27 protein-coding genes are annotated in these 23302 nt (G+C 33.4%); 16 read left to right on the top strand and 11 right to left on the bottom strand.

The genetic code is table 11. The annotated features are described in order from the left end of the window. Both dapB and yacG read right to left on the bottom strand, forming a co-directional pair. Positions 1-804 (bottom strand): 4-hydroxy-tetrahydrodipicolinate reductase, encoded by an 804-nt coding sequence (gene dapB / locus QI155_RS08335; protein ID WP_281321426.1) that lies wholly within the window; start codon positions 802-804, stop codon positions 1-3. Further along, positions 758-976 (bottom strand): DNA gyrase inhibitor YacG, encoded by a 219-nt coding sequence (gene yacG / locus QI155_RS08330; RefSeq protein ID WP_068859360.1) that lies wholly within the window; start codon positions 974-976, stop codon positions 758-760. The genes dapB and yacG overlap by 47 nt, the downstream gene beginning before the upstream one ends. Positions 977-1033: 57 nt before the next feature. Here yacG and QI155_RS08325 point away from each other — a divergent pair, with 57 nt between their 5' ends. The 6 genes from QI155_RS08325 (at position 1034) to QI155_RS08300 (ending at position 8824) form a co-directional block, all read left to right on the top strand. Continuing rightward, the gene (locus QI155_RS08325) at positions 1034-2788 is read left to right on the top strand and encodes an adenosylcobalamin-dependent ribonucleoside-diphosphate reductase (RefSeq protein ID WP_068859357.1); all 1755 of its coding nucleotides are present in this window, start codon (positions 1034-1036) and stop codon (positions 2786-2788) included. Beyond that, complete coding sequence (locus tag QI155_RS08320; RefSeq protein WP_068859355.1) at positions 2785-3636, top strand: ATP-binding cassette domain-containing protein; 852 nt, start codon at positions 2785-2787, stop codon at positions 3634-3636. The genes QI155_RS08325 and QI155_RS08320 overlap by 4 nt, the downstream gene beginning before the upstream one ends. Further along, a complete protein-coding gene (locus tag QI155_RS08315; RefSeq protein WP_281321425.1) occupies positions 3633-4376 on the top strand; it encodes an ABC transporter permease in 744 nt (247 codons plus the stop codon). Before QI155_RS08320 ends, QI155_RS08315 begins: the two co-directional genes overlap by 4 nt. A 41-nt stretch (positions 4377-4417) precedes the next feature. Beyond that, a complete protein-coding gene (locus tag QI155_RS08310; protein ID WP_083200037.1) occupies positions 4418-6121 on the top strand; it encodes a sensor histidine kinase in 1704 nt (567 codons plus the stop codon). Beyond that, positions 6096-6869, top strand: coding sequence for a LytTR family DNA-binding domain-containing protein (locus tag QI155_RS08305; protein ID WP_281321424.1), 774 nt, complete (start codon positions 6096-6098; stop codon positions 6867-6869). Before QI155_RS08310 ends, QI155_RS08305 begins: the two co-directional genes overlap by 26 nt. Positions 6870-6997: 128 nt before the next feature. Continuing rightward, on the top strand, positions 6998-8824 hold the full coding sequence (locus tag QI155_RS08300; protein WP_068859349.1) for a carbon starvation protein A: 1827 nt from the start codon (positions 6998-7000) through the stop codon (positions 8822-8824). A gap of 58 nt (positions 8825-8882) precedes the next feature. Here QI155_RS08300 and QI155_RS08295 read toward each other — a convergent pair whose 3' ends face one another. Genes QI155_RS08295 through xerC form a run of 7 tightly spaced genes read right to left on the bottom strand, consistent with a single transcriptional unit; the run spans position 8883 to position 14432 of the window. After that, positions 8883-9218, bottom strand: coding sequence for a cupin domain-containing protein (locus QI155_RS08295; RefSeq protein ID WP_068859347.1), 336 nt, complete (start codon positions 9216-9218; stop codon positions 8883-8885). A gap of 12 nt (positions 9219-9230) precedes the next feature. Then, entirely contained in the window at positions 9231-10400 is a 1170-nt protein-coding gene (gene rlmD, locus QI155_RS08290; RefSeq protein ID WP_281321423.1) for a 23S rRNA (uracil(1939)-C(5))-methyltransferase RlmD, read from the bottom strand. Next, positions 10397-10981 carry an FmdE family protein gene (locus QI155_RS08285; protein WP_281321422.1) on the bottom strand — a complete coding sequence of 195 codons (585 nt, stop codon included), beginning with the start codon at positions 10979-10981 and terminating at the stop codon, positions 10397-10399. Before QI155_RS08285 ends, rlmD begins: the two co-directional genes overlap by 4 nt. Continuing rightward, positions 10971-11663, bottom strand: a complete 693-nt coding sequence (locus tag QI155_RS08280) for a septal ring lytic transglycosylase RlpA family protein (RefSeq protein WP_281321421.1) — start codon at positions 11661-11663, stop codon at positions 10971-10973. Before QI155_RS08280 ends, QI155_RS08285 begins: the two co-directional genes overlap by 11 nt. Beyond that, positions 11635-12972 (bottom strand): ATP-dependent protease ATPase subunit HslU, encoded by a 1338-nt coding sequence (gene hslU, locus QI155_RS08275; RefSeq protein ID WP_068859339.1) that lies wholly within the window; start codon positions 12970-12972, stop codon positions 11635-11637. The genes QI155_RS08280 and hslU overlap by 29 nt, the downstream gene beginning before the upstream one ends. After that, positions 12972-13523 carry an ATP-dependent protease subunit HslV gene (gene hslV, locus QI155_RS08270; RefSeq protein WP_068859337.1) on the bottom strand — a complete coding sequence of 184 codons (552 nt, stop codon included), beginning with the start codon at positions 13521-13523 and terminating at the stop codon, positions 12972-12974. Before hslV ends, hslU begins: the two co-directional genes overlap by 1 nt. Next, a complete protein-coding gene (gene xerC, locus QI155_RS08265) occupies positions 13524-14432 on the bottom strand; it encodes a tyrosine recombinase XerC (RefSeq protein WP_083200036.1) in 909 nt (302 codons plus the stop codon). A gap of 128 nt (positions 14433-14560) precedes the next feature. Between xerC and QI155_RS08260 the strand changes: the two genes are divergently transcribed. From QI155_RS08260 to tadA, 7 genes are read left to right on the top strand one after another with little or no spacing between them, the layout of a single operon-like run. Next, complete coding sequence (locus tag QI155_RS08260; RefSeq protein ID WP_068859336.1) at positions 14561-15658, top strand: inositol-3-phosphate synthase; 1098 nt, start codon at positions 14561-14563, stop codon at positions 15656-15658. Between the two features lies 1 nt (position 15659). Then, positions 15660-16235: a CDP-alcohol phosphatidyltransferase family protein gene (locus tag QI155_RS08255; RefSeq protein ID WP_068859334.1), complete on the top strand. Its 576-nt coding sequence runs from the start codon at positions 15660-15662 to the stop codon at positions 16233-16235. Between the two features lie 37 nt (positions 16236-16272). After that, the gene (locus QI155_RS08250; RefSeq protein WP_068859332.1) at positions 16273-16680 is read left to right on the top strand and encodes a DUF948 domain-containing protein; all 408 of its coding nucleotides are present in this window, start codon (positions 16273-16275) and stop codon (positions 16678-16680) included. Positions 16681-16682: 2 nt separating this feature from the next. Next, positions 16683-17000 carry a YtxH domain-containing protein gene (locus QI155_RS08245; RefSeq protein WP_068859330.1) on the top strand — a complete coding sequence of 106 codons (318 nt, stop codon included), beginning with the start codon at positions 16683-16685 and terminating at the stop codon, positions 16998-17000. Continuing rightward, entirely contained in the window at positions 17000-17347 is a 348-nt protein-coding gene (gene hypA, locus QI155_RS08240; protein ID WP_068859328.1) for a hydrogenase maturation nickel metallochaperone HypA, read from the top strand. Before QI155_RS08245 ends, hypA begins: the two co-directional genes overlap by 1 nt. Beyond that, on the top strand, positions 17347-17991 hold the full coding sequence (gene hypB / locus QI155_RS08235; RefSeq protein WP_068859323.1) for a hydrogenase nickel incorporation protein HypB: 645 nt from the start codon (positions 17347-17349) through the stop codon (positions 17989-17991). The genes hypA and hypB overlap by 1 nt, the downstream gene beginning before the upstream one ends. Then, positions 17958-18422: a tRNA adenosine(34) deaminase TadA gene (gene tadA / locus QI155_RS08230; protein WP_083200035.1), complete on the top strand. Its 465-nt coding sequence runs from the start codon at positions 17958-17960 to the stop codon at positions 18420-18422. Before hypB ends, tadA begins: the two co-directional genes overlap by 34 nt. Here tadA and glyA read toward each other — a convergent pair. Continuing rightward, on the bottom strand, positions 18416-19648 hold the full coding sequence (gene glyA, locus QI155_RS08225; protein WP_068859421.1) for a serine hydroxymethyltransferase: 1233 nt from the start codon (positions 19646-19648) through the stop codon (positions 18416-18418). The genes tadA and glyA overlap by 7 nt on opposite strands. A gap of 2 nt (positions 19649-19650) precedes the next feature. Then, complete coding sequence (gene rpiB / locus QI155_RS08220; RefSeq protein WP_068859317.1) at positions 19651-20103, bottom strand: ribose 5-phosphate isomerase B; 453 nt, start codon at positions 20101-20103, stop codon at positions 19651-19653. Positions 20104-20418: 315 nt separating this feature from the next. Here rpiB and QI155_RS08215 point away from each other — a divergent pair, with 315 nt between their 5' ends. The 3 genes from QI155_RS08215 (at position 20419) to QI155_RS08205 (ending at position 23241) form a co-directional block, all read left to right on the top strand. Beyond that, positions 20419-20979 (top strand): sigma-70 family RNA polymerase sigma factor, encoded by a 561-nt coding sequence (locus tag QI155_RS08215; protein WP_068859313.1) that lies wholly within the window; start codon positions 20419-20421, stop codon positions 20977-20979. After that, a complete protein-coding gene (locus QI155_RS08210) occupies positions 20966-21574 on the top strand; it encodes a hypothetical protein (protein ID WP_068859311.1) in 609 nt (202 codons plus the stop codon). The genes QI155_RS08215 and QI155_RS08210 overlap by 14 nt, the downstream gene beginning before the upstream one ends. An 89-nt stretch (positions 21575-21663) precedes the next feature. After that, positions 21664-23241: a hypothetical protein gene (locus tag QI155_RS08205; protein WP_281321420.1), complete on the top strand. Its 1578-nt coding sequence runs from the start codon at positions 21664-21666 to the stop codon at positions 23239-23241. Positions 23242-23302: the final 61 nt, after the last annotated feature.

Genomic DNA, 23302 nt, shown 5'->3' with positions numbered 1-23302 from the left:
TTATTTTATTCCAAGTACATCTCCCATATCATAAAGTCCTGCTGGTTTGCCATAAAGCCATAATACTGCTTTTAATGCTCCCCTTGCAAAGGTATCCCTGCTTGATGCTTTGTGGGTTATTTCAATTCTTTCACCTAATCCTCCAAATATAACAGTATGTTCTCCAACTATATCGCCAGCTCTAACCGTTTGAATTCCTATCTCTTTTTTAGTTCTTTCTCCAATAATTCCCTTTCTTGCGTACACTGCTACTTCGTCAAAATTTCTACCTAAGGCTTCAGCAATGACTTTTGCCATTTTTATAGCTGTTCCACTTGGCGCATCCTTTTTCATCCTGTGATGAGCTTCTATTATCTCAACATCATAATCATCGCCAAGTACTTTTGCTACATCTTTTAAAATTTTAAATAAAAGATTAACACCTATACTCATATTGGGAGATAGAACTATAGGAATTTCCTTTGATGCTTTCTGAACCAGAGAAATTTGCTCATTATCAAATCCTGTGGTTCCAATTACTATAGATTTTTTGTGTTTTTTTACAATTTTGAGATGCTCTATGGTAGCCTCTGGATTGGTAAAATTGACAGCAATATCTGTGTTGTCGATCACTTTTTCAATGTCGTCAACTATTTTTATCCCTAATTCTCCAATTCCAGCAACTACACCAACATCATCGCCTAAGCGAGAATTGTCCTTTGATTCAACAGCTCCTACGAGCTTTATCTCTGGATAATCCTTTGAAAGGGCAATAATTCTACTGCCCATTCTTCCTGCTGCACCACATACTGTAACTTTTATCATTTTCTTCCTCCTCAATATTTATTTTTTGATTAACTTCTTCAACTTTTATTGAATAGTTTTCATTAACCCAGTTCCATAGGTCAATTATTTTACAATTTTTAGAGCAAAAAGGTCTCCATGGATTGTTTTCAAGGTTTGTTTCTTTCCCACATACAGGACATTTAGCAGGCATGTTTAATTTTAATTTTAAATATCCTAAAGTTGCAACTGAATATGATACACTATAAAAATGATTATTACAGAGAGAGCAAGAACAGTTCTTGAAATCAGATATTTACTTAAAAATGAAAAAGGTGAAGTTATTGAAACACCAGATGAGATGTTTAAAAGAGTTTCAAATTATATTGCCACTGCTGAAAACCTTTATAAAGAAAATTCTGAAGAATGGGCAGAAAAGTTTTATGAACTCATAAGTTCCTTAAGATTTTTACCAAATTCTCCCGCATTGATGAATGCAGGCAAACCAAAAGCTCAGCTTGCTGCTTGTTTTGTTCTTCCTGTGGAAGATTCTATAGAGGCAATATTTAAGACTCTTAAGGATGCAGCATTGATTCTGCAAAGTGGTGGTGGAACAGGATTTAATTTTTCTCATTTAAGACCAAAGGGGGATGTTGTTCGCTCTACAGGAGGTATTGCAAGTGGTCCTGTTTCGTTTATGAAGATCTTTGATAGAGCTTCAGACATAATAAAGCAGGGTGGAGCAAGAAGGGGAGCTAATATGGGCATTCTTAGGGTTGACCATCCTGATATTTTGGAGTTTGTAAGAATTAAAAGAATAGAAAGTCTTAGTAATTTCAATATATCTGTTGCGGTTACTGATTCCTTCATGGAAGCTCTTTTTAAAGATGATTACTATCCTTTGATAAATCCAAGAAATGGTGAAATTGTAAAGAAAATCAAAGCAAAGGAAGTTTTTGATGAAATTATTAAGTCAGCTTGGGAAACAGGAGATCCAGGAGTTATTTTTATAGATACAATAAATAAATACAATCCAACGCCTCATATCGGACAGATAGAAAGCACAAATCCCTGTGGAGAGCAACCTCTTCTTCCTTATGAAGCATGCATTCTTGGCTCACTTAATCTGTCAAAGTATGTTAAGGATAAAAAAATTAATTATGAACTTCTTGAATACGATATAAAAACTGCTACCCGTTTTCTTGATGATGCAATTGATGTTACCCATTATCCTGTGCCAGAAGTGGAGGCGATGCATAAAGGTAACAGAAAAATAGGACTTGGAGTTATGGGATGGGCAGACTGCCTTGTAGAGCTTGAAATTCCATATAATCATAAAAGAGCTTTTCATTTAGCTGAATCACTTATGAAATTTATAAAAGAAAAATCTCACGAAGCCTCACAAGAACTTGCACAAAAAAGAGGAGTTTTTCCCAATTTCAAAGGCTCTGTATGGGAAAAGGAAGGTATAATGATGAGAAATGCAACTACAACAACAATTGCTCCAACAGGTACAATTTCAATAATTGCAGACTGTTCAAGCGGAATTGAACCTTATTTTTTACTTGCTTACAAACAGAGAATTCTTGATACAGAATTTGAAATAATAAATAAATATCTTGTTGAAATCGCCCAGAAAGAGAGTTTTTACAGTGATGAATTTATTAACACACTGAGACAAAAGGGAACTTTGAGAGGTATAAAAGGGATACCATCAAAAGTTAAAGAACTTTTTAAAACAGCTCTCGAAATTTCTCCAGAAGAACATATTGAGATGCAGGCATCATTTCAGAAATATATAGATAATGCTGTATCAAAAACCATAAATCTACCCCAGAGAACAAAAAAAGAAGAAGTAGCAAAAATATTTATTCTTGCTTACAAAAAGGGACTTAAGGGAATAACAATTTTTAGATATGGCTCTAAAAGAGGAACTCTTCTTAAAGTAAGCGATGCTCATTTAACAGAATGTTGTGAAGTTAAAGGAAGAGCGCCGAGGATAACAAAGCTCCATGACGCTTTATGATAAGAATTGAAAGTATCTCAAAGAGTTATGGAAAAGTTAAAGCAGTTGATTCTTTAAGTTTTGAAATAAAAAAAGGTGAAATATTTGGTCTTCTTGGTCCTAATGGAGCTGGGAAAACAACAACCGTAAAAATTCTTACAACACTTACAAAACCCGACAAAGGAGCCTGCTACATAGATGAAATTGATATAATTCAAAATCCTATTGAAATAAAAAAAATAATTGGAGTTGTGCCTCAGGAAAACAATCTTGAACGGGAACTAACTGTTTATGAAAATCTTCTAATTTATGGTATGCTTCATAAAGTAAAAAACCTGAAAAGTAGAATAGATGAAGTCCTTTCAGCAATGGGACTTCAAGATAAAAAAAACTCAGTTGTTTCAACTCTTTCAGGTGGACTTCAAAGAAGAACACTTCTTGCAAGAGCGCTATTGCCTCAGCCAAAGGTTTTGTTTCTTGATGAACCATCAATAGGTCTTGATCCTCATATTAGAAGGGAACTTTGGCAGATAATAAGAAAAATTAAATCTGAAGGTAGAACAGTTCTTCTTACAACTCATTACATTGAAGAAGCAGAAACACTTTGTGACAGGGTAGGTATCCTGTCTCACGGTAAGTTAATTGCTCTTGGAACACCTTCGGAACTTAAAAAAGATGTTGGTGAGTATGTGGTTGAGTTTACTGATAAAGATGGAAGACTTGTAAGTCAGATATGTCACAGTAGAGAGCAGGCATATGAGATTGCAAAACAGAGAAGCGATGGAGTGATGATTAGAAAATCAAATCTTGAAGATGTTTTTGTAAAGTTAACTGGAGAAAGAATTAAGGAGATTAAAGAAGGACAATGATAGGCTGGTATCCTATTTTTTTAAAAGAGATGCTCCAGTTTAAAAGGAAATTGCTGAGGCTTGGATACATTTTTTCAGCAATGATGGCACCGATTATCTATCTTGTAACATTCGGGCTTGGTTTAGGAAGGACAGTAAAACTTTCTGAAGGAACTGATTATTTAACTTTTTTACTGCCAGGACTTGTTGCTATGAGTTCTATGAATAATTCGTACTCATGGGTTGCAAGTTCACTTAATCTTAGCAGGCTTTATTTTAAGACATTTCAGGTTTACATTCAGTCACCAGTTAAGCCTTTTTCAATAATGATAGGAGAGGTTCTGGCAGGTATGGTAAAAGGGCTTTTTGCATCTCTGCTTATAATTACTGTGGGCTTTGTAGTTCCTTCAAATTTTTCCATAAATCTGATTTTTGTTGTGACCCTTTTATTTAATTGTTTTATGTTTGCCAGTCTTGGTGTAATTACAGGAATGATAACAAAATCCCATGAAGACACTGCTACTTACTCAAACTTCTTTATCATGCCGATGGCTTTTTTTAGTGGAACCTTTTTCTCAATTGACAGGATTCCTACAATTTTTAAACCAATCATTTACATAATGCCTTTGACACATACAAATATCCTGATAAGAAAAACTTTTCTTGATATGGAAGGATTGATTTCTTTGTTTGTTATTATATTTTACTGTTTTTGTTTTTTCCTCGCCGGTTCAAATTTAATGAAGAAATACAATGAGTAAATCAGTAGCCTATACTTTCAATTTTATTTTATACTTAAAAAATGGATATTCTTGAATTAACTCTGATACTTTCTCAAAGACTTAGCATTATAACCACAGTAGCATTTATTATTTCAAGAATGCCAGCTCTTGGAAGAGTTCTTTCAAGAAAACCTTCAGCAAAAGATAAATTAATTCTTACAGTTGTTTGTGGTGGACTTGGAATACTTGGAACTTTTGGAGCAGTAGAGATTCACGGAGCATTGGCTAATTCAAGAGTTGTTGGTGTTATGGTAGGAGGGTTACTTGGTGGTCCTTTGGTTGGAGCTGGAGCTGGTCTTATTGCAGGCGTTCACAGATATTTTATTGGGGGATTTACAGCCTTTTCATGTGGATTATCAGCTGTTGTAGAGGGTTTTTTAGGAGGTCTTATTTATAACTATTGGAAAAAGGGATTAATTCCATGGCATGTGGCATGGTTAGCTGGATTTATTGGAGAGATTGTTCAGATGCTTATTATTCTTACTTTTGCAAAACCTTTTTCAGAAGCTTTGGAACTTGTAAAAATTATTGCTATTCCTATGATCACTGTTAACTCAATTGGTGTGGCAATATTTATGCTGATAATAAAGTCTGCAGTGGAGCATCAGGAAAGAGTTGCTGCGATGCAGGCAAAAGCTACATTAAACATTACAAATCTTATACTTCCTCATCTAAGACAGGGGTTAAATGAAAATTCAGCGGGTAAAATAGCTGAAATCATACTTAATACTCTTGGAGTTGCAGCAGTAGCAATAACTGATAGGAATAAAATTCTTGCTCATGTTGGAATAGGGAGTGATCATCACCTCGCAGGGCATCCTTTACTTACAAAAGCAACACTGAATGCAATTAAAAGAGGGGAAATCCAAATCGCAAATAAAAAAGAGGAAATTGGCTGTAGTAATCCCAAATGTAAATTAAGCTCTGCTGTAATTGTTCCTTTGAAAAAAAGAGAAGAGGTAATAGGCAGTCTAAAACTTTATCATGACAGAGAAAACAGTATCACTTCTGTTAATCTTGAAGTAGCAAGAGGACTTGCCCATATATTTTCAACTCAACTTGAAATAGTTGAGCTTGAAACACTCGCAAGGCTAAAGACAGAGGCAGAATTAAAATCTCTTCAGGCACAGATTCATCCTCATTTTATATTCAATGCCCTGAATACGATAATATCTCTTATAAGAATTGACACTTTAAAAGCCAAAGATTTGCTTCTTAATTTAGCAACATTTTTAAGATACAGTTTGAAAAAAGAAAAGGAGATACCTTTAAGAGAAGAGCTTTCCTATGTTGAAGCTTATCTCTCAATAGAACAAGCTCGTTACAGAGATAAACTAACTGTCAATTACTTTATAGAGCCATCAGTGGATCTTGATATACTAATACCTCCCTTTACAATCCAGCCACTGGTAGAGAATGCTATTAAGCACGGTTTAAAAACTAAAATTGAAGGTGGTAAAATTTTAATCAAGATTCTTGACAATGAGGACAACATTGTAATTTCAGTTGAAGACAATGGTGTGGGGATAAATAATCCATTAAATAGCTTATCAGATAAAGGTGCGGGATTAGGTTTATACTTAGTTAATGAAAGACTTAAAAGATTTTACGGAGAAAGAAGTATTCTTAACATAAAAAGTTTCCCAGACATTGGCACAAAGGTTACATTTAAAATACCTAAAAAAGAAGTTTTAAAAGATGTTGTTTTCAGCTATAGTAGTTGATGACGAACCCTATGCCAGGGAAGAATTGATCTATATTCTTTCCCAGTTTACTTCCTGTCAGATAGTAGGAGAGGCTGGTAATGCGAAGGATTGTATATCTCTTTATTCAAAATTTAGACCAGATGTGGTGTTTCTTGATATTGAAATGCCTGATATGTCAGGAATTGAAATAGCTAAAATTCTTGCAAAGTTCAATAATCCGCCTCTTATTGTTTTTGCAACAGCCTATGAAGATTATGCAATTGAAGCTTTTGAACTCGGAGCAGTTGACTACATACTTAAACCTTTTGAAGAAAAAAGAATAGCTAAAACAATTATGAGAATAGAAAATCTTAAAAGCAATGAGTCTGAATGGAATAGGGCTGTAGACAGGCTTTCTCATTTTCTTGAAAAGAAAAAAGTTTTTAAAAAGCTTCCTGTTCAACAAAAACCAGGTGTTATCAGTTTCGTTCCTTATGTGGATATTTTTTATTGTGAGGCAAGTGAAGGAGGAGTAAGAATTTTTACATTGAAAGATGAGTATTACTTTGACGGAACCCTTTCAGAACTTGAAACAAGGCTTAAGGAAGAAGGATTTATGAGGGTTCATAAGAGTTTCATTATAAATTTAAAAAGAATTGAGGCAGTGCTACCATGGTTTAAAGGAACCTACTGGATTGTTATTGAAGGTAAAAAAACTCAGATACCTGTTAGTAAATCAATAATTAAGGAACTTAAAGAAATTTTAGGGATAAAGTGTAGTAATTAATTTCTATTCAACCTCCATTATTTCCATTTAGATTAGGATTTTCTCCATTCAGGAATTTTTTATTGTTCAGAGTTTTATTTCTCTATAGAATTATTCATAGAAAAAAATTAAAAAGGAGGTGTTTTTTTATGCATGCTTTGGTATTAGTAATAATAGCAGCATGCGTTTTTGTGCTTGCCTACAGGTTTTATAGCGCTTTTATTGCAGCAAAAGTTCTTGCCCTTGATCCAAATCGTCAGACTCCTGCTGTAAGACTCAATGATGGAAGAGACTATGTTCCAACGAATAAGTGGCTTATTTTTGGACATCATTTTGCAGCAATTGCTGGTGCTGGACCACTAATTGGACCTGTTCTGGCAGCCCAGTTTGGTTATTTACCAGGATTCTTATGGATTTTAATCGGAGGTGTTCTTGCTGGTGCTGTTCATGATATGGTTGTTTTGTTTGCCTCTGTAAGGCATAATGGAAAATCTCTTGCAGAAATTGCCAAAGAACAAATCGGTCCAGTATCTTATTGGCTTGTTCTTGTTGCAACTTTGTTTCTTTTAATTATTGTTCTTGCAGGTGCCTCCATTGCTGTTGTAAATGCGCTTTTTAACAGTCCATGGGGTACTTTTACTGTTGGAGTTACAATTCCCATTGCCCTTTTTATTGGAGCCTATCTTAAATGGTTGAGACCTGGAAAAATTGTTGAAGGAAGTATCATAGGTGTTGCGCTTATTATTCTTGCAGTTGTTCTTGGTCCTGTAATTAAAGAGTCTGCTTTAGCACCATATTTTACACTCGATAAAAAAGAGCTTTCTATTTTAATACCACTTTATGGATTTTTTGCTGCGGTTTTACCTGTATGGTTGCTTCTTGTTCCAAGAGATTATCTTAGTTCTTATATGAAGTTTGGAACAATGTTTTTGCTTGCTATTGGTGTAATTATTGTCAATCCATTAATTCAGATGCCTGCTACAACACAGTTTATTTCTGGTGGTGGGCCTATAATACCTGGTAAAGTATGGCCCTTTATGTTTATTACAATTGCCTGTGGAGCTATTTCAGGATTTCACTCTCTTGTATCATCAGGAACAACACCCAAAATGGTTGCAAATGAAAAGGATATTAGAGTTATAGGCTTTGGTGCAATGCTCACAGAATCTTTTGTTGCATTAATGGCATTAATAGCAGCAACAGTGCTGCCCACAGCAGACTATTTTGCAATTAATAGTCCACCTGCTGTATTTCAAAAACTTGGAATGCAAGTTCAGGATCTTCCATATCTATCTGCTCTTGTAGGTGAAGAACTTGCTGGTCGTCCTGGTGGAGCAGTATCTTTGGCTGTTGGAATGGCAGATATTTTCTCAAGAATTGGGGGATTAAGACATTTGATGAGTTATTGGTATCACTTTGCAATAATGTTTGAGGCTCTGTTTATTCTCACTTTAATAGATGCCGGTACAAGAGTTGGAAGATATCTTATGCAGGAAATTGGTGGAGTTGTTTATCCGAAACTCAGAGATTATAAATGGTGGCCTGGTGTAATTATCACAAGCGGAATATTCACATTTTGTTGGGGATATCTTCTTTACACAGGAACAATATCAACAATATGGCCCCTTTTTGGTGTGAATAACCAGCTTCTTGGTGGAATGGCGTTAGCAATTGCTACAACTTTTTTATTAAGATTGGGTAAAGCAAAATATATATGGGTGACAATGATTCCAATGACATTTCTATTGGTCACAACAATTGTGGCAGGATATCAAAATATAGTGAATAATTATCTCCCTAAACATAATTATCTGCTTGCTGTGCTTTCTGCATTGATGATTATAATGGTTGTGCTGATTGTAGCAGATTCTGTTAGAGTATGGATCAGAATTTTAAGTGGTAAAACTCCATTAATTAAAGAGACAGAAGAAAAAGCCATTCTTAAAGAAGCTCCAACTAAATATTTGTCTGAATAAAATATTCGGGTGGCTTTAAAACCACCCGAATATTTTATTATATAACTAATTAATCCTTCTACCACAAAGCAGGTGCATGAACTATATAGCATTTTAAAGGAGTTTTCGATTTTAAACCATGTAATTCATTTTTCCCTATTGCAATTATATCTCCCTTTTTTACTTTATGCCAGCTGTCTACTATGAACATCTCCCCTTCGCCTTCAATAACAAAAATACTGTCAATCTCTTTTTCATGGGTGTGCAAGGGTACTTCAATACCACTGTCAACTTCAAGTATTATAATGCTAAGTTCCGAATGTGATTCTTTGGTTACAACATATCCAATCTTCACTCCATCAAATTTTGGATGGGGTTGCATCTTTACTTCATTTAAATTGATTTTAATTGCCATTAGATACCCTCCTTATATTAGTTTCATTAATGCAACATTTTCAATGTGATATGTCTGTGGAAACATATCAACTGGTTGAATCTCTATTAGTTTATATCCTTTTTCCTTTAAAAATTTCAAATCTCTTGCCAATGTTGAAGGCTCACAGGATACATAGATAACCTTTTTAATCTTTTTTTCAACAATTCCCTGCAAAACTTCTTTCATGCATCCTACTCTTGGTGGATCAAGAACTATTGCATCTACATCAAAGTTAAATTCAGACAAAGCTTCTTCTGTTTTTTCGCATAAATAGGTTATGTTGTCATAATTTTTTATATTTATTTGAGCATCTTTATAGGCAGAACGTGATTCTTCTATGGCAATTACTCTTTCTGCTTTTTCAGATAAAAAAACAGTAAATGTACCAACTCCAGCATAGGCATCTATAATTGTTTTGTCTTCTGAATCTATATAGTTTAAAACAGTCTTTATTAAATTTTCAGCTTGATAGGTATTTACCTGAAAGAAAGATGGTGCTGAAATCAAAAATTCCTTCCCAAGAAGTTTTTCAATGTAAAATTTTTGACCTGTCTCAATTTCTATTACATCAATTTCTGGTTGAACAAGACACTTTCCAGTGTTTACTCCATATCGTATTGTGACATTGTGGGTTTTTCTTTTTGGTGTTTTACCTTGAAGTATTGCAAGAAGTTCATTTATCTTCTCATGCATTATATGGCAGTAATTTACATGAATAAATTTATGGGTACCTCTCATTTTAAATCCCAAAAGTTTTTGTCTGTTTATTGAAAAATCAGCTCTGTTACGGTAATTATATGGATTATCTGCTTTTATTGTAAGTTGGGTGAATTCTTCTGGATTTTCAAATCCTCCAATTCTTTTGAGTTGCTCCATTACAACTATTTCTTTTAATTTTGTCTGATAACTGTATGTCACATGCTGGAAACTGCATCCACCGCAAAGCCCAAAAAGACTGCAAGGTGGATTTTCTCTGAAAAAGGAAGGTTCAATTACTTCAATAATTTCAGCTCTCAAATAATCACCTTCATCCTTTATTATCCTTGCTTTAACAGTCTCACCTGGAATTCCATAAGGAACAAATACTACTTTGCCATCATGCTTTCCAATAGCTTCACCAAGATGGGCAATTCCTGTAAGATTAATCTCTATTTCATTCATAAAGAATCCTCGAAACAGGGAATACAAAGAATCTTTCCATTAAGTAACCTTGCCTTTACCTCTGCTACCTTTTCTCCACAATTTTCACATCTTAAGCTTTTAAATATTCTTGCCTGTTTTGGAGGTTCAACTTTCGGATAAGAGATTTTAAGAATTTCCTCTTTTTGGGCATTAAGAATTTGTTTTGTCTTTTCTGCTTTTCTTTTTTCAATAAACTCAGTAACTTCAGGGGAATTGTCTCCCTCCATAAATCTCTGCCAGAATTTTTTTTCTTCTTCAATTTCTTTAAATTCAAAATCAACGGAAATTCTTATAACCTTACCAGTTTTCCTATTAAAAAATGTATAAACCTGTTTTCCATAATCTTTGAATATTAAATTTCCTTTTCCAAAGGTACATCCTGTTACAACCTGAATTGCATCAACAGCGCAGGAATCATTTTCAACAATGCATACAATTTCTTCATTATAAGAAGGTTCTTTTAGTCCAAGTTCTTCAATAGCAGTCACTGCAACTCTGTATCCTAACGCAAGTCCTGGACAGCTATGTCCATGAAATTTTACCACATCTTCAAATTTCATCTTTTCCTCCTACAAAATTTGTAATTAATACTTTGTATCCTTCCTGTGCCATTGATTTTGCTAAATTGTATGCCTCATCATAACTTTTAAATTTACCAACTCTGACACGATAGAAGGTCTCTCCTTTTACAACTGCTTTATTTATGTAAACATTGTCATATCGAAGTCTTAATGCTTGCTTAAGTCTTAAAGCATTTTCAATTTCAAGGAAAGCACCTACCTGAATTGTTAGAATGCCAGAGGTGGGAGTATATTTTACGTATCTTACATAAGTCATGTCTCTTCCTATTGGTTCCATTAAAACTTCTGCTGTACCAGGACCAATTAAATCAATTTTTTTTGCTGATGCATAGGATAAATCAATGTCTCTTCCAGAAATAAAAGGACCTCTGTCATTGACAGTGCAGGTAACTTCTTTGCGGTTTTGAAGATTTACAACTCGAAGCTTTGTTCCAAAGGGATATTCTCTATGAGCACAGGTATATTCATACATATTAAATATTTCTCCTGATGCTGTTGGTCTTCCATGAAATTCTGTTCCATACCATGAGGCAACACCTTTTCGTGCACCCTTTGGAATATATTCCCCTTGAGTAGTTTTTTTAGGAGCACAGGAAAATAGAATAAAAATTATCAAAATTAGCGTGAAATTCTTACAGTATATATCTGCTGAGATCTTCACTTTTGAGTATTTCACTTAGTTTTTCTTTTACAAATTTTGCATCAATCACAATTTTTTGTCCCTTCAATTCAGGAGCATTAAAAGAAATATCTTCAAGAAGTTTTTCCATTACAGTATGAAGTCTTCTTGCTCCAATATTTTCTGTTTTTTCATTTACATGTTGAGCTATTTCTGCAATTTCTTCAATTCCATCTTTTGTAAATTCAAGATAAACATCTTCTGTTTCTAAAAGAGCAATATACTGTTTTATCAGAGCATTGTCAGGTTCTATAAGAATTCTTACAAATTCTTCCTTGCCAAGTGAGTCAAGTTCAACCCTTATTGGAAATCTACCCTGAAGCTCTGGTATTAGGTCAGAAGGTTTTGCAACATGAAAGGCACCTGCTGCTATAAAAAGAATATGATCTGTTCTAACAGGTCCATATTTTGTAGTTACTGTTGAACCTTCAACAATAGGAAGCAAGTCCCTTTGAACTCCCTCGCGGGATACATCTGGGCCATAGGAACTTCCACGAGAAGCAATTTTATCAATCTCGTCAATGAAAACAATGCCTGTCTGTTCAACTCTTTCAATTGCCTCTTTTGTAACCTTTTCCATATCAATAAGCTTATTTGCTTCTTCCTGAGTAAATAATTGCAAAGCCTCTGAAATTTTCACTTTTTTTCTTTTTACCTTTTCAGGAAGAAAACTTCCAAGCATTTCCTTTAGATTTATCTCTATTTCTTCCATAGCAACATTTGATATAATTCCAAAGGGTATAACTTTTTCTTTTAAATCAATTTCAATGTAACGGTCATCAAGAGCGCCTTCTCTAAGTTGTTTTCTAAGTTTTTCTCTTGTTTCTTTATATCTTGTTTTTTCTTCTGCCTCATCCATTTCTCTTGTGTATCTTGGCTGAGGTAAAAGTATATCAAGTACCCTTTCTTCTGCCATCTGTTTTGCCTTTTCTTGAACTTTGCCAGAGTGTTCCTGCTTAACCATGTTCATTGCAACTTCTGTAAGATCTCTGATGATTGACTCGACATCTCTGCCAACATATCCTACTTCTGTAAATTTTGATGCCTCAACTTTTACAAAAGGAGCATTCACAAGCTTTGCAAGTCTTCTTGCAATCTCTGTTTTTCCTACACCTGTTGGACCTATCATAAGAATGTTTTTTGGAAGAATTTCATCCCTTAATTCTTTTGGAAGTAGTTGCCTGCGAAATCTGTTTCTTAAGGCAATCGCAACTGCTTTTTTTGCCTGCTCCTGTCCGATAATGAATTTATCAAGTTCTTCAACTATTTTTTTTGGTGTAAAATTTTCCATTAGCTTAATTCCTCCATTATAATTTGATTATTCGAGTAGATGCATATTTTTGAAGCAATTTCCATCGCCTTTAAAGCAATTTCTTTTGCTGTAAGCCCGGTGTTATCATAAAGTGCTTTAGCAGCTGCAAAAGCATAGGGACCTCCAGAGCCAATCGCTGCGATTTTATCTTCTGGCTCAATAACATCACCATTTCCAGAAATAATCAGTATGTGTTCTTTATTTGCAACAATTAAAAGAGCTTCAAGCCTTCGAAGGATTTTATCAGTTCGCCAATCCTTTGCAAGTTCAACAGCAGCTCTTAATAAATTTCCCTTGTATGTCTCAAGTTTACTTTCAAATCTCTCAAAAAGTGTGAAGGCATCTGCAGTAGATCCTGCAAAACCTATAAGAACCTGTCCATTGTAAAGCCTCCTTATTTTTTTTGCATTATGTTTCAAAACCGTATTTCCCATTGTAACCTGTCCGTCTGATGCCATAATAACTGAACCATTCTTTTTTACACATAATACAGTTGTTCCGTGGATTACAGTTTTCTCTTGAAAATCCATTTACTTTTCCTCCTTTGATAATGGATGGGCTTTATCATATACATCCATTAAATGTTTTAAATCAACATGGGTATAAATCTGAGTTGTTGAAAGAGATGCGTGTCCAAGTAGTTCCTGAATTACTCTTAAATCAGCTCCTTCCATCAGTAGATGACTTGCGAAAGTGTGCCTTAAAGTGTGTGGTCCAATTTTTTCAAGAATTCCTACAGTTTTAGCATATTTTTCAACAATTCGTCTTATCTGTCTTGTTGAAATTCTTCCACCTCGGTTATTAATAAAAAGGGGAGATTCATCTGTTAAAAATTTTTTCTTAATTCGCAAAATTTGCCTTATTGCAAGATACTTCTTTAATGCTTCTTTTGTTTTTTGTCCTATAGGAACAATTCTTTCTTTATTTCCCTTTCCTCTTACCTTTATCAATCCTTCTTTTAAGTCTAAATCATCCATGTTTAATCCACAGAGCTCACTTACTCTTATTCCACTGCTGTAAAAAAGTTCAAGAATTGCTCTATCCCTTTGCACTGTAAATTTATCTTCCTTAGGGGACTCAACAAGCTTGAAGGCATCATCAACTGTAAGAAATTTTGGTAAACTTCTTTTTGTTTTAACTGATGTAACAACCCGTGCAGGGTTAATTTTTATGATTCCTTCTGAATAAAGATATGAGAAAAAGGATCTCAATGTGGACAACTTTCTTGCTACTGTTGTTTTGGCTTTGCCTTTTAATATTTGTTCAGAGATAAAACCTCTGATTGTAACAGGTTCAACTTTGGTAGGTTCTGTTTTAGCAAAATTAAAAAACTCTTCCAAATCTTTTTTATAGGCTCTGACAGTATGAGGGGAGTCTCCTCTCAGAAGTTTTATATGATTTAAAAAATTATCTATATAGGATTGTATATTTTCCACCATCAAAAAATATTGTAAAATCCAATGATAAATTAAATCAACAGTTTAATGCTTGACATAAAGGCATTTATTAGTTTATAAAAATTTGTTTTAACATTTTTCATCGATGATAAAAATTCAAGGAGTTCAGAATGGGTAAAATAAAACTTGCTATTGTTGGTTTAGGAAATTGTGCAAGTGCTTTAATTCAGGGAATTGAGTATTATAAAAAATATACCTCACAAGATAAGGTCCCAGGTTTGATGCATTTTAACTTAGGCGGTTATCTGCCAGGAGATATAGAAGTTGTAGCAGCCTTCGATATCGATGAAAGAAAAGTAAATAAACCTCTCAAAGAAGCTGTTTTTGCCAAACCAAATTGTACTAAAATATTTTACTCAGATTTACCTGATTATCCTGTCAAGGTTTCTATGGGACCTGTTCTTGATGGATTTGCCGAACATATGGAAAATTATTCTCCCGATAAAAGATTTATTCCAGCTCAGGCAGAACCTGTAGATGTTGTTAAGGTTCTTAAAGAATCAGGTGCTGAGGTTATGGTCAGTTATCTTCCAGTAGGTTCTGAGGAGGCAACACGCTTTTATGCTCAAGCAGCTTTAGATGCAGGAGTTGCCTTTATAAACTGTATTCCTGTTTTTGTTGCTTCAAAGGATGAATGGATAAAAAAATTTGAAGAAAAAAATATTCCCCTAATAGGTGATGACATAAAAAGTCAAATTGGTGCAACAATTATTCATAGAGTTCTTACAAAGCTTTGCATGGATAGAGGTGTCAGAATAACAAATACTTATCAACTGAATGTAGGCGGTAATACGGATTTTCTTAATATGCTTAATCGTGAAAGACTTGCTTCAAAAAAGATTTCGAAAACTGAAGCTGTCACTTCTCAGATTTCCCATGAAATTACCGCTGATAATGTTCATATTGGTCCTTCTGATTATATTCCATGGTTAAATGATAATAAAATATGCTTTTTAAGAATTGAAGGTGAGATTTTTGGAAATGTTCCAATTAACTTAGAATTAAGATTATCAGTAGAGGATTCCCCTAATAGTGCTGGTGTTGTAATTGATGCAATAAGATGTTGTAAATTAGCATTGGACAGAGGAATTGGAGGATTACTTATATCACCATCTGCTTATTTTATGAAACATCCTAGATTTCAATATCCCGATGAAGTGGCAAAAAATATGGTGGAGGAGTTTATAGAAGGTAAGAGGGAAAGATAACTTGCTCAGTGAGAAATTTAGTCACTTTTTAGATAAACCACTAACACCATTAGCAAAAGCCCTTCCAGTTAATCCAAATATTATAACTTTTATTGGAATGATTATCACATCATTATCAGGATTTATAATTCCTTTTAATCTTTTTTGGGGTGGTATTTTTATACTTGCTGGAGGAACCTTTGATCTTATTGATGGAGTAGTTGCCAGAGTTAATGGTAGAGTAACTAAATTCGGAGCACTTTTTGATTCAACTATGGACAGAATTGCCGATGGATTTATATTTCTTGGAATATCATGGTATTTTTTCAGAGTTAGTAGTGAAACAGGTTTGATTATAAATCTTTTATGCATGATAGCTTCCTTTTTAATTTCCTATGTAAGAGCAAGGGCAGAAGGAATTGGAGTATCATGCAATGTAGGTATAATAGAAAGACCTGAAAGACTTATTATTCTTGCCTTTGGATGTTTAACCAGTCTTATTAATCCTGTTTTGCTTATTCTTACTGTTCTCAGCTGGATAACAGTAATTCAAAGAATTATTTATGTCCGAAAACAGATTAAAAGTTTGCCTCAATGAGGTTTAAAATGTTATCCTTTTTTTAAAGGAGGCGAAAATGAGTGAGACATGGATAATTATCTTAAGTATTGGATATTTTCTTGCAACACTGAGTTTAATAGCTGCGTTAATATTTCTTATTGTAGTAGCCATTGAATTAAGAAGAGGAATTAATGCTTTCAAAGAATTTCTTAATGCAACAAAACTTAGATTAGACCCTGCCCTATTGGAGGCTGAAAAGGTTATTCAAGGTGTAAAATCCTCTGTCGATGATGTAAATGAAGTAACTGAAAGAGTTCGAGAGCTTTCTAAAACAGTAGAAAAATTAATCATTATAATTTCTGAACTTATTAATACGGTTGATAAAGTTAAAAATTCTATAACTCTGAGAAGTAGTGCATTAAAAACTGCAGTAACTGTAGCAGCTAATGTTTTTTTAGAAAACCTAAAGAAAGGAGGTAAATAAAAATGGATGAAGAGAGAGGATTTAGCGCAAAGTCAGTGTTTCTATCCTTTTTGCTTGGTGGAATTGTAGGAGCTGGATTAGCTTTATTGTTAGCTCCTCAGGCTGGTAGGGAAACAAGGGCTAAGATTAAAGAAACAGCAGAAGAGGTAAAAGAGAAAGCCGAAACTTATATCAAAGAAGCAAAGGAAAAAATAGCAACAACACTTGATAAAGCAAAGGAAACATTAGAAGAGAAAAAATCAGCCTTAACAAAGGCAGTTGAAGCAGGCAAGGAAGCCTATGAAAAAGAGGTTTCTAAGGAAAAGGAGCAGGAAGGCTAATGCATGAAGCCTCCATTGCCTATGAATTACTTAATATTGCAGTAAATGAGTGTTCTAAAAATGGATACAGCAAAATAGAGACAATAAAAGTTGTAATTGGCAGGGCAACGGGTGTTGTTCCCCAAGCCCTGCTTTTTGCTTTTAATGTTTTAAAAGAAGATACTATCGCAAAAAATGCGAATTTAATAATTGAAGAGGCTCCTGTTAAAGGTTTTTGTAAAGATTGCAAAAATGAATTTGAAAACGATGAAAATTATATTCTTTTTGAGTGTCCAAATTGTGGAAGTTTTTCAATTAATTTGATTTCTGGTAAAGAACTTAATATAAAAGAAATGGAGGTTAGCTAATGAAAGTGATGTTAACAACAAAGATTCTTGATGCAAATGAAAGAATAGCAGAAGAAAACAAAAAAATGTTTAAAGAATCAGGGGTTTATGTAGTAAATCTTATGAGTTCCCCTGGTGCTGGAAAAACATCTTTACTTGAAAAAACAATTGAAGCAATTAAGGATAAAGTAAGAGTTGGGGTTATTGAGGGAGATATCACAGGAACTAATGATGCTGAAAGAATAGATCGTCTTGGTGTTCCTGTTATTCAGATTAATACAGAGGGTGCTTGTCATCTTGATGCAAATATGATTGCTAATGCAGCTAAAGAACTTCCACTTAAAGATTTGGACCTTTTATTTATTGAAAATGTTGGGAATTTAGTATGCCCTGCTGAATTTAAAGTTGGTGAAGATGTTAAAGTAATGATTTTGAGTCTTACAGAAGGAGATGATAAACCTCTTAAATATCCGCTAATGTTTCAGGAATCCTCTGTTTTGATAATCAACAAGATTGATTTGAAAGATTATCTTGATGTCAGTATTGATAAAATCAAAAAAGATGCTCAGTTTTTAAATCCAAAGATAAAAATATTTGAAGTATCATGTAAAACAGGGCAGGGTATTGATGAGTGGACGAACTGGCTTCTGACATCTATTTCATGAAAGAAGCATTAAAAGAAGCTAAAAAGGCATACAAAAAAGGTGAAGTTCCTGTTGGTGCTGTCGTAGTTGTAGATGGCAAGATTATTTCAAAGGCTTATAACAAAAAAGAATCTATCAATGATCCGACAGCCCATGCTGAAATACTGGCAATAAGAAAAGCCTGCAAGGCTCTTGATAATTGGAGACTTACAGAAGCAACATTATACATAACAAAAGAACCTTGTATTATGTGTTGTGGTGCTATAATTAATGCAAGACTGAAGAGAGTTGTTTATGGATGTGATGATCCTAAGGGTGGTGGTGCTGTGAGTCTATATAGTATTCTTCAAGATGCACGATTAAATCATCAAGTTGAGATAAAAAACGGCATTCTTGAAAAAGAATGCCGTGAAATTTTACAGAAATTTTTTAAGGAATTAAGAAATCAATAAATTGGAAATCTTTTACAAAGTGATTGCACTTTCTTTTTCATATCTTTTATTACCGATTCATTTGATATATTTTTTATTACTCTTTCAATAATTTCAGCAATTTCCTCCATCTCTTGCTCACCCATGCCTCTTGTTGTGACAGAAGGAGTACCTATTCTTATTCCAGATGTAACTGTTGGTGGTTTTGTATCAAAGGGAATAGTGTTTTTATTTACGGTAATTCCTGCTTTATCAAGTGCTTCTTCAGCTTCTTTACCGGTTATATTAAAGTTTGTAAGGTCAACAAGCATAAGATGATTATCAGTACCATCAGAGACAAGTTTAAAGCCTTTTTTCTTTAATGCCTCTGCAAGGGTTTTTGCATTTTTTATTACTCTCTGTTGATATTCCTTAAAATCTTCTGATAGAGCTTCTTGAAAAGCAACAGCTTTAGCTGCGATTACATGAACAAGAGGTCCACCCTGAATTCCTGGAAAAACAGCTTTATCAATAGCTTTTGCGTAATTAGCCTTGCACATGACAATTCCGCCTCTTGGTCCCCTGAGAGTTTTATGGGTTGTAGTGGTTATAAAATCAGAATAAGGAACAGGAGAAGGGTGCAGTCCTGTCGCAATTAATCCAGCAATATGGGCAATGTCTGCCATTAAATAGGCACCTACTTCCTTTGCTATTTCAGCGAAGGCTTTAAAATCAATAATTCTTGGATAGGCACTTGCTCCCGTAATGATAATTTTAGGTTTATGTTCATGGGCAAGCCTTCTTACTTCTTCCATATCAATGTAACCTGTTTCTTTATTTACCCCATAAAATACTGTTTTATAAAGTTTACCTGTAAAATTAACAGGTGAGCCATGAGATAAGTGTCCTCCATGGGGAAGGCTCATCCCCATTATAGTATCTCCTGGCTGAAGCATAGCAAAGTAAACTGCCATATTTGCCTGTGTTCCTGAGTGAGGCTGAACATTTACATGTTCCACATTAAATAACTTTTTTGCTCTTTCTTGGGCAAGTCTTTCAACTTCATCAGCATATTCACATCCACCATAGTATCTTCTGCCCGGATATCCTTCAGCATATTTATTTGTAAATAAAGAGCCTTGAGCTTCCATAATTGCTTTACTTGCATAGTTTTCTGAAGCGATCATAAGAATTTTACTTGTTTCTCTCTTTTTTTCTTGAAGAATTAGTTCGTAGATATCAGGATCAACTTCTTTTAGGGATTTCATTTTCATGAATTAATAACCTTCCTTTCTATAAGATTTATCTTTTCAAGTCTTTTTTCATGCCTTCCGCCTTCAAAGGGTGTAGAAAACCAAATATACACAATTTCTTTTGCCAAGTCCTTTCCAATAATTCTTCCACCAAGACAAAGAATATTAGCATCATTGTGAAGTCTTGACATCTTTGCGGTAAAAAGGTCATTACAGAGTGCTGCTCTTACATTTTTGAATTTATTTGCAACAATTGACATTCCAATTCCTGTTCCACATATTAATATTCCTCTTTCAACTTTTCCTTTCGAAACAGCATCTGCAACAGCTTCTGCATAATCTGGATAATCAACTGAACAAGATGAACCTGTTCCCATATCAATAACTTCATTTCCCATCTCTTTAACTATATGGGAAATCATTTCTTTTAATTCAAATCCTGCATGATCAGAACCAATAGCCACCTTCATGTTGAGTATTATATATAATTTTATAGAATTAAGTGAAGCTCCCCGACCAAAGGTCGGAGCTTCACTTTCTCAAAGGGGCTTTAGACCATTTGAAACCCCAAAAGATATTTTTCCTCTTTGGGAGTTTGAGGGGGCTAAAGCTCCCTCAAAGTTTACGAAAAATGCCATCTTTCCATTCATCCCCTGCCAAAGGTTGTGGCATTCTGGCATTTTTCGTAAAATCGATTGCTATAAAAAATAATTGTTTGACTTTTTTGCAATCGTTTTTCAAAAATATTTCAATCAATGAACATTTTTAAATGGAAATAATACTTAATGAATAATGAAGAGATATTAATTAAAAAAATTGCAAAGCAAGATGAAGAGGCATTCAGAGTATTGTATGAAAATACATCGAATAAAGTTTTTAAATACATATATGGATTAGTTAATAATAAAGAAACAGCTGAGGATATAATGGTAGAGACATATATACAGGTCTGGAGGTCAGCAAAGAATTTTAAAGGAATGTCAAAAGTTATGACATGGATATTTGGAATAGCAAGAAATATCTCAATGAGTGAAATAAAAAAACAGAATTATTATAATTTTGATGATAATGAAAATTTAAATAATAAATTTACGGTAACACCTCAACAGTTTCAATTAACTGCTCAAGTGGAAATTGATGAGATTATGCAGATTGCATTAAATAAACTCTCTGTTAAACATAGAGAGGTTCTTGATTTAATATTTATTCATGAAATGAGTTACGAAGATATTGCAGAAATACTCTGTATTCCCATTAATACGGTAAAAACAAGAATTTTTTATGCGAAAGAAAAATTAAGAGAAATTTTAAATGAGATGGGAGTAAGTAAAGATGCGTTCTTCTAAGAATTTTGATGAATTACGTTCTTTGCTTCCATTATATTTAAAGGGTTCTCTTCCAGAAAAAAAATCTAAGAGTTTGGAAAAAGCTTTATCAGAAAATGAAGAATTAAAAGAGGATTTAAAGTTTTGGGAAGCTGTTAAAAAGGGATATCAAAAAATAGAAAGCCAACTACCAGAACATGATTATCGAATATATCATAGAATATCAAATAATATAAAAACTCAAAATAGCAGGAATGCTAAAATATGGAAATTTTTCAGTCTTCATCCCAAATTTTCCTTTGCGATAATAATAATTCAAACTTTAATTATAATATCTTCAGTTTTGTATTTTTTGAGTATCGAAAAGGAATTCAAAACTCTTTCAGTTTCCAACATTCAAGCAGAAGATGGAGTAAAAATAAATGTAGTTTTCCATGAAGATGCAAAGGAAAAAGAAATTAGAAAGCTTATTAATGAGATTAATGGAAGAATAATTGACGGTCCTAATAAAAAAGGACTGTATGTTGTTAGCATAAAAGATAAAGAGAAAATTAATTACACATTAGATATTTTAAGAAAAAATAAAATTGTTGTCTTTGCCGAGCTTGCCTATTAATTAACATCATATTTCTAATTTTTAAAAAATTTTTTGAACAAAATTTCTTCAATTATTAACTATTAAATAAAAAAATGTGGAGGCATAAAATGAGAGAAAAATTGTTATTTTTAACATTATTTGTTTTTTTGACGATAATTTTTTTTTCAAAAGCTTCATTTTGTGAAATTAAACCTTCGATTCCACCATCAAAAGTAACTCCAGCACCTAAGCAGCTAGATGAAAAATCCAAACAACAACAACCTTCACCTTCTCCATCACAAATGGTTCCATCTTCACCTCATTTTTTATCTATACAAAGTTTTACCGCTTCTTCATCTGTAATCAATTACGGAGATGATTTAAACCTAAGATGGGTGATCAAAGGGAAAAATTTAGGAAATTTAAGATTAGAGATAAAACCTGATATTGGACAAATTCCCTTAACAAGGACTGATTATTTTAATGAATCATTTACAATAGAAGGATCTAAAACTATAAAACCATTACAAGATACCAAATATACTCTTGAAATATCTGCTCCCGATCCTTTTCGGTTAGATATTGATCCAAGAACTGGAAGAGTATTACAGCGTTCTTTAATTGCAAGTAAAGAATTATTTATAACTGTAAAGAAACCTAAAATCGAAAATGTTAAACCGTCAGTTGATCAGAAAACCATGAAGATTAAATTTTTTGCAAAAAATACAGGGAATGGTGATTTTTTATCAAGTCCAATTGAAGTTAAATACTCTATAATTACAAGTCTAACAGGTCCTTCTTTGGCAGAAGGTAGTTTTACCACTTCTAATTTAACTATCAGAGTTAGTGAGCAAGTCGAATTAGGGAATATTACATTACCAGACAGAACCAAAGCATTAAATGCAGATAGTTTATTGATTAATGTGATTTTAAATCCAAAATATAGAGCACATCTTCCACAAGATGTTGATTATTATGAACATGCGTGGGAAAGAAATAGATTGATAATTAATAATCAATTGATATCTATATTTGGAAGTTTACTTACAGGGTCTATAAGATTAAATAATTTTGATGGCTCTACTGGTATTTTAAGCCATAATCCCTATAAAGCAAATGACTCTCATATTGAAATAATGGGAAATCGTACAACTTTTTCAATTCCGAGATTTGATTATTCTAAAGGAGAGATATATGATTACAGAGGCTTTGTTAATGATATAAATGCCTCATTTTCAGGACAAAGCGCCTTTGCTATAGAAGATGGAAAAATCAAGCTAAAAATAAATTTTGAAACTTCTGGCACAGAAATTAGAGGTTATGAATATACATGGGGAGTATGGCATGACGTTTCAGCCCCTGATTATAATTTTACACAAATGGATATTACCGTTTATTTCATTCCTGCATTTAAGAATGGAAAAATTACATACAAAGATATTCAGGTAATTCCTTACATTAGAGGCACTTTTGTTGAAGCTTGGGATGCTTTTCTTTCAGAAAGACTGGAAAGAGATATAGATAATAAGATTAAAAATGTTATAGCTTCTAAATTAAAAGAGATTTTAATGTCTGAATCAGTTAGAGTGAGAATAGAAAATAAAATTGAAGAAGCAATTACTAAAAATCCATTATTTAATATTTTTCGTATTACTAATGTTATAGGCGAGGGTGAAAACATTATTATTGAATATATCTCTAAATAAATGTATAATTTAAAAATTTATCATTTCGGGTTGCTTAATCTGCACAAGTTTAAACAATCCT

Source organism: Thermodesulfovibrio sp. 1176, from assembly GCF_029946585.1.
GTDB lineage: Bacteria > Nitrospirota > Thermodesulfovibrionia > Thermodesulfovibrionales > Thermodesulfovibrionaceae > Thermodesulfovibrio.
Note: the sequence above shows the minus strand (reverse complement) of the source record. Positions and strands in the feature narration are given on the sequence as shown.

Coding starts and splice junctions, on each gene's coding strand:
- dapB (WP_281321426.1), bottom strand. CDS start 804: ATGATAAAAGTTACAGTATGTGGTGCAGCAGGAAGAATGGGCAGTAGA.
- yacG (WP_068859360.1), bottom strand. CDS start 976: ATGCCTGCTAAATGTCCTGTATGTGGGAAAGAAACAAACCTTGAAAAC.
- QI155_RS08325 (WP_068859357.1), top strand. CDS start 1,034: ATGATTATTACAGAGAGAGCAAGAACAGTTCTTGAAATCAGATATTTA.
- QI155_RS08320 (WP_068859355.1), top strand. CDS start 2,785: ATGATAAGAATTGAAAGTATCTCAAAGAGTTATGGAAAAGTTAAAGCA.
- QI155_RS08315 (WP_281321425.1), top strand. CDS start 3,633: ATGATAGGCTGGTATCCTATTTTTTTAAAAGAGATGCTCCAGTTTAAA.
- QI155_RS08310 (WP_083200037.1), top strand. CDS start 4,418: ATGGATATTCTTGAATTAACTCTGATACTTTCTCAAAGACTTAGCATT.
- QI155_RS08305 (WP_281321424.1), top strand. CDS start 6,096: ATGTTGTTTTCAGCTATAGTAGTTGATGACGAACCCTATGCCAGGGAA.
- QI155_RS08300 (WP_068859349.1), top strand. CDS start 6,998: ATGCATGCTTTGGTATTAGTAATAATAGCAGCATGCGTTTTTGTGCTT.
- QI155_RS08295 (WP_068859347.1), bottom strand. CDS start 9,218: ATGGCAATTAAAATCAATTTAAATGAAGTAAAGATGCAACCCCATCCA.
- rlmD (WP_281321423.1), bottom strand. CDS start 10,400: ATGAATGAAATAGAGATTAATCTTACAGGAATTGCCCATCTTGGTGAA.
- QI155_RS08285 (WP_281321422.1), bottom strand. CDS start 10,981: ATGAAATTTGAAGATGTGGTAAAATTTCATGGACATAGCTGTCCAGGA.
- hslU (WP_068859339.1), bottom strand. CDS start 12,972: ATGGAAAATTTTACACCAAAAAAAATAGTTGAAGAACTTGATAAATTC.
- hslV (WP_068859337.1), bottom strand. CDS start 13,523: ATGGATTTTCAAGAGAAAACTGTAATCCACGGAACAACTGTATTATGT.
- xerC (WP_083200036.1), bottom strand. CDS start 14,432: ATGGTGGAAAATATACAATCCTATATAGATAATTTTTTAAATCATATA.
- QI155_RS08260 (WP_068859336.1), top strand. CDS start 14,561: ATGGGTAAAATAAAACTTGCTATTGTTGGTTTAGGAAATTGTGCAAGT.
- QI155_RS08250 (WP_068859332.1), top strand. CDS start 16,273: ATGAGTGAGACATGGATAATTATCTTAAGTATTGGATATTTTCTTGCA.
- QI155_RS08245 (WP_068859330.1), top strand. CDS start 16,683: ATGGATGAAGAGAGAGGATTTAGCGCAAAGTCAGTGTTTCTATCCTTT.
- hypA (WP_068859328.1), top strand. CDS start 17,000: ATGCATGAAGCCTCCATTGCCTATGAATTACTTAATATTGCAGTAAAT.
- hypB (WP_068859323.1), top strand. CDS start 17,347: ATGAAAGTGATGTTAACAACAAAGATTCTTGATGCAAATGAAAGAATA.
- glyA (WP_068859421.1), bottom strand. CDS start 19,648: ATGAAATCCCTAAAAGAAGTTGATCCTGATATCTACGAACTAATTCTT.
- rpiB (WP_068859317.1), bottom strand. CDS start 20,103: ATGAAGGTGGCTATTGGTTCTGATCATGCAGGATTTGAATTAAAAGAA.
- QI155_RS08215 (WP_068859313.1), top strand. CDS start 20,419: ATGAATAATGAAGAGATATTAATTAAAAAAATTGCAAAGCAAGATGAA.
- QI155_RS08210 (WP_068859311.1), top strand. CDS start 20,966: ATGCGTTCTTCTAAGAATTTTGATGAATTACGTTCTTTGCTTCCATTA.
- QI155_RS08205 (WP_281321420.1), top strand. CDS start 21,664: ATGAGAGAAAAATTGTTATTTTTAACATTATTTGTTTTTTTGACGATA.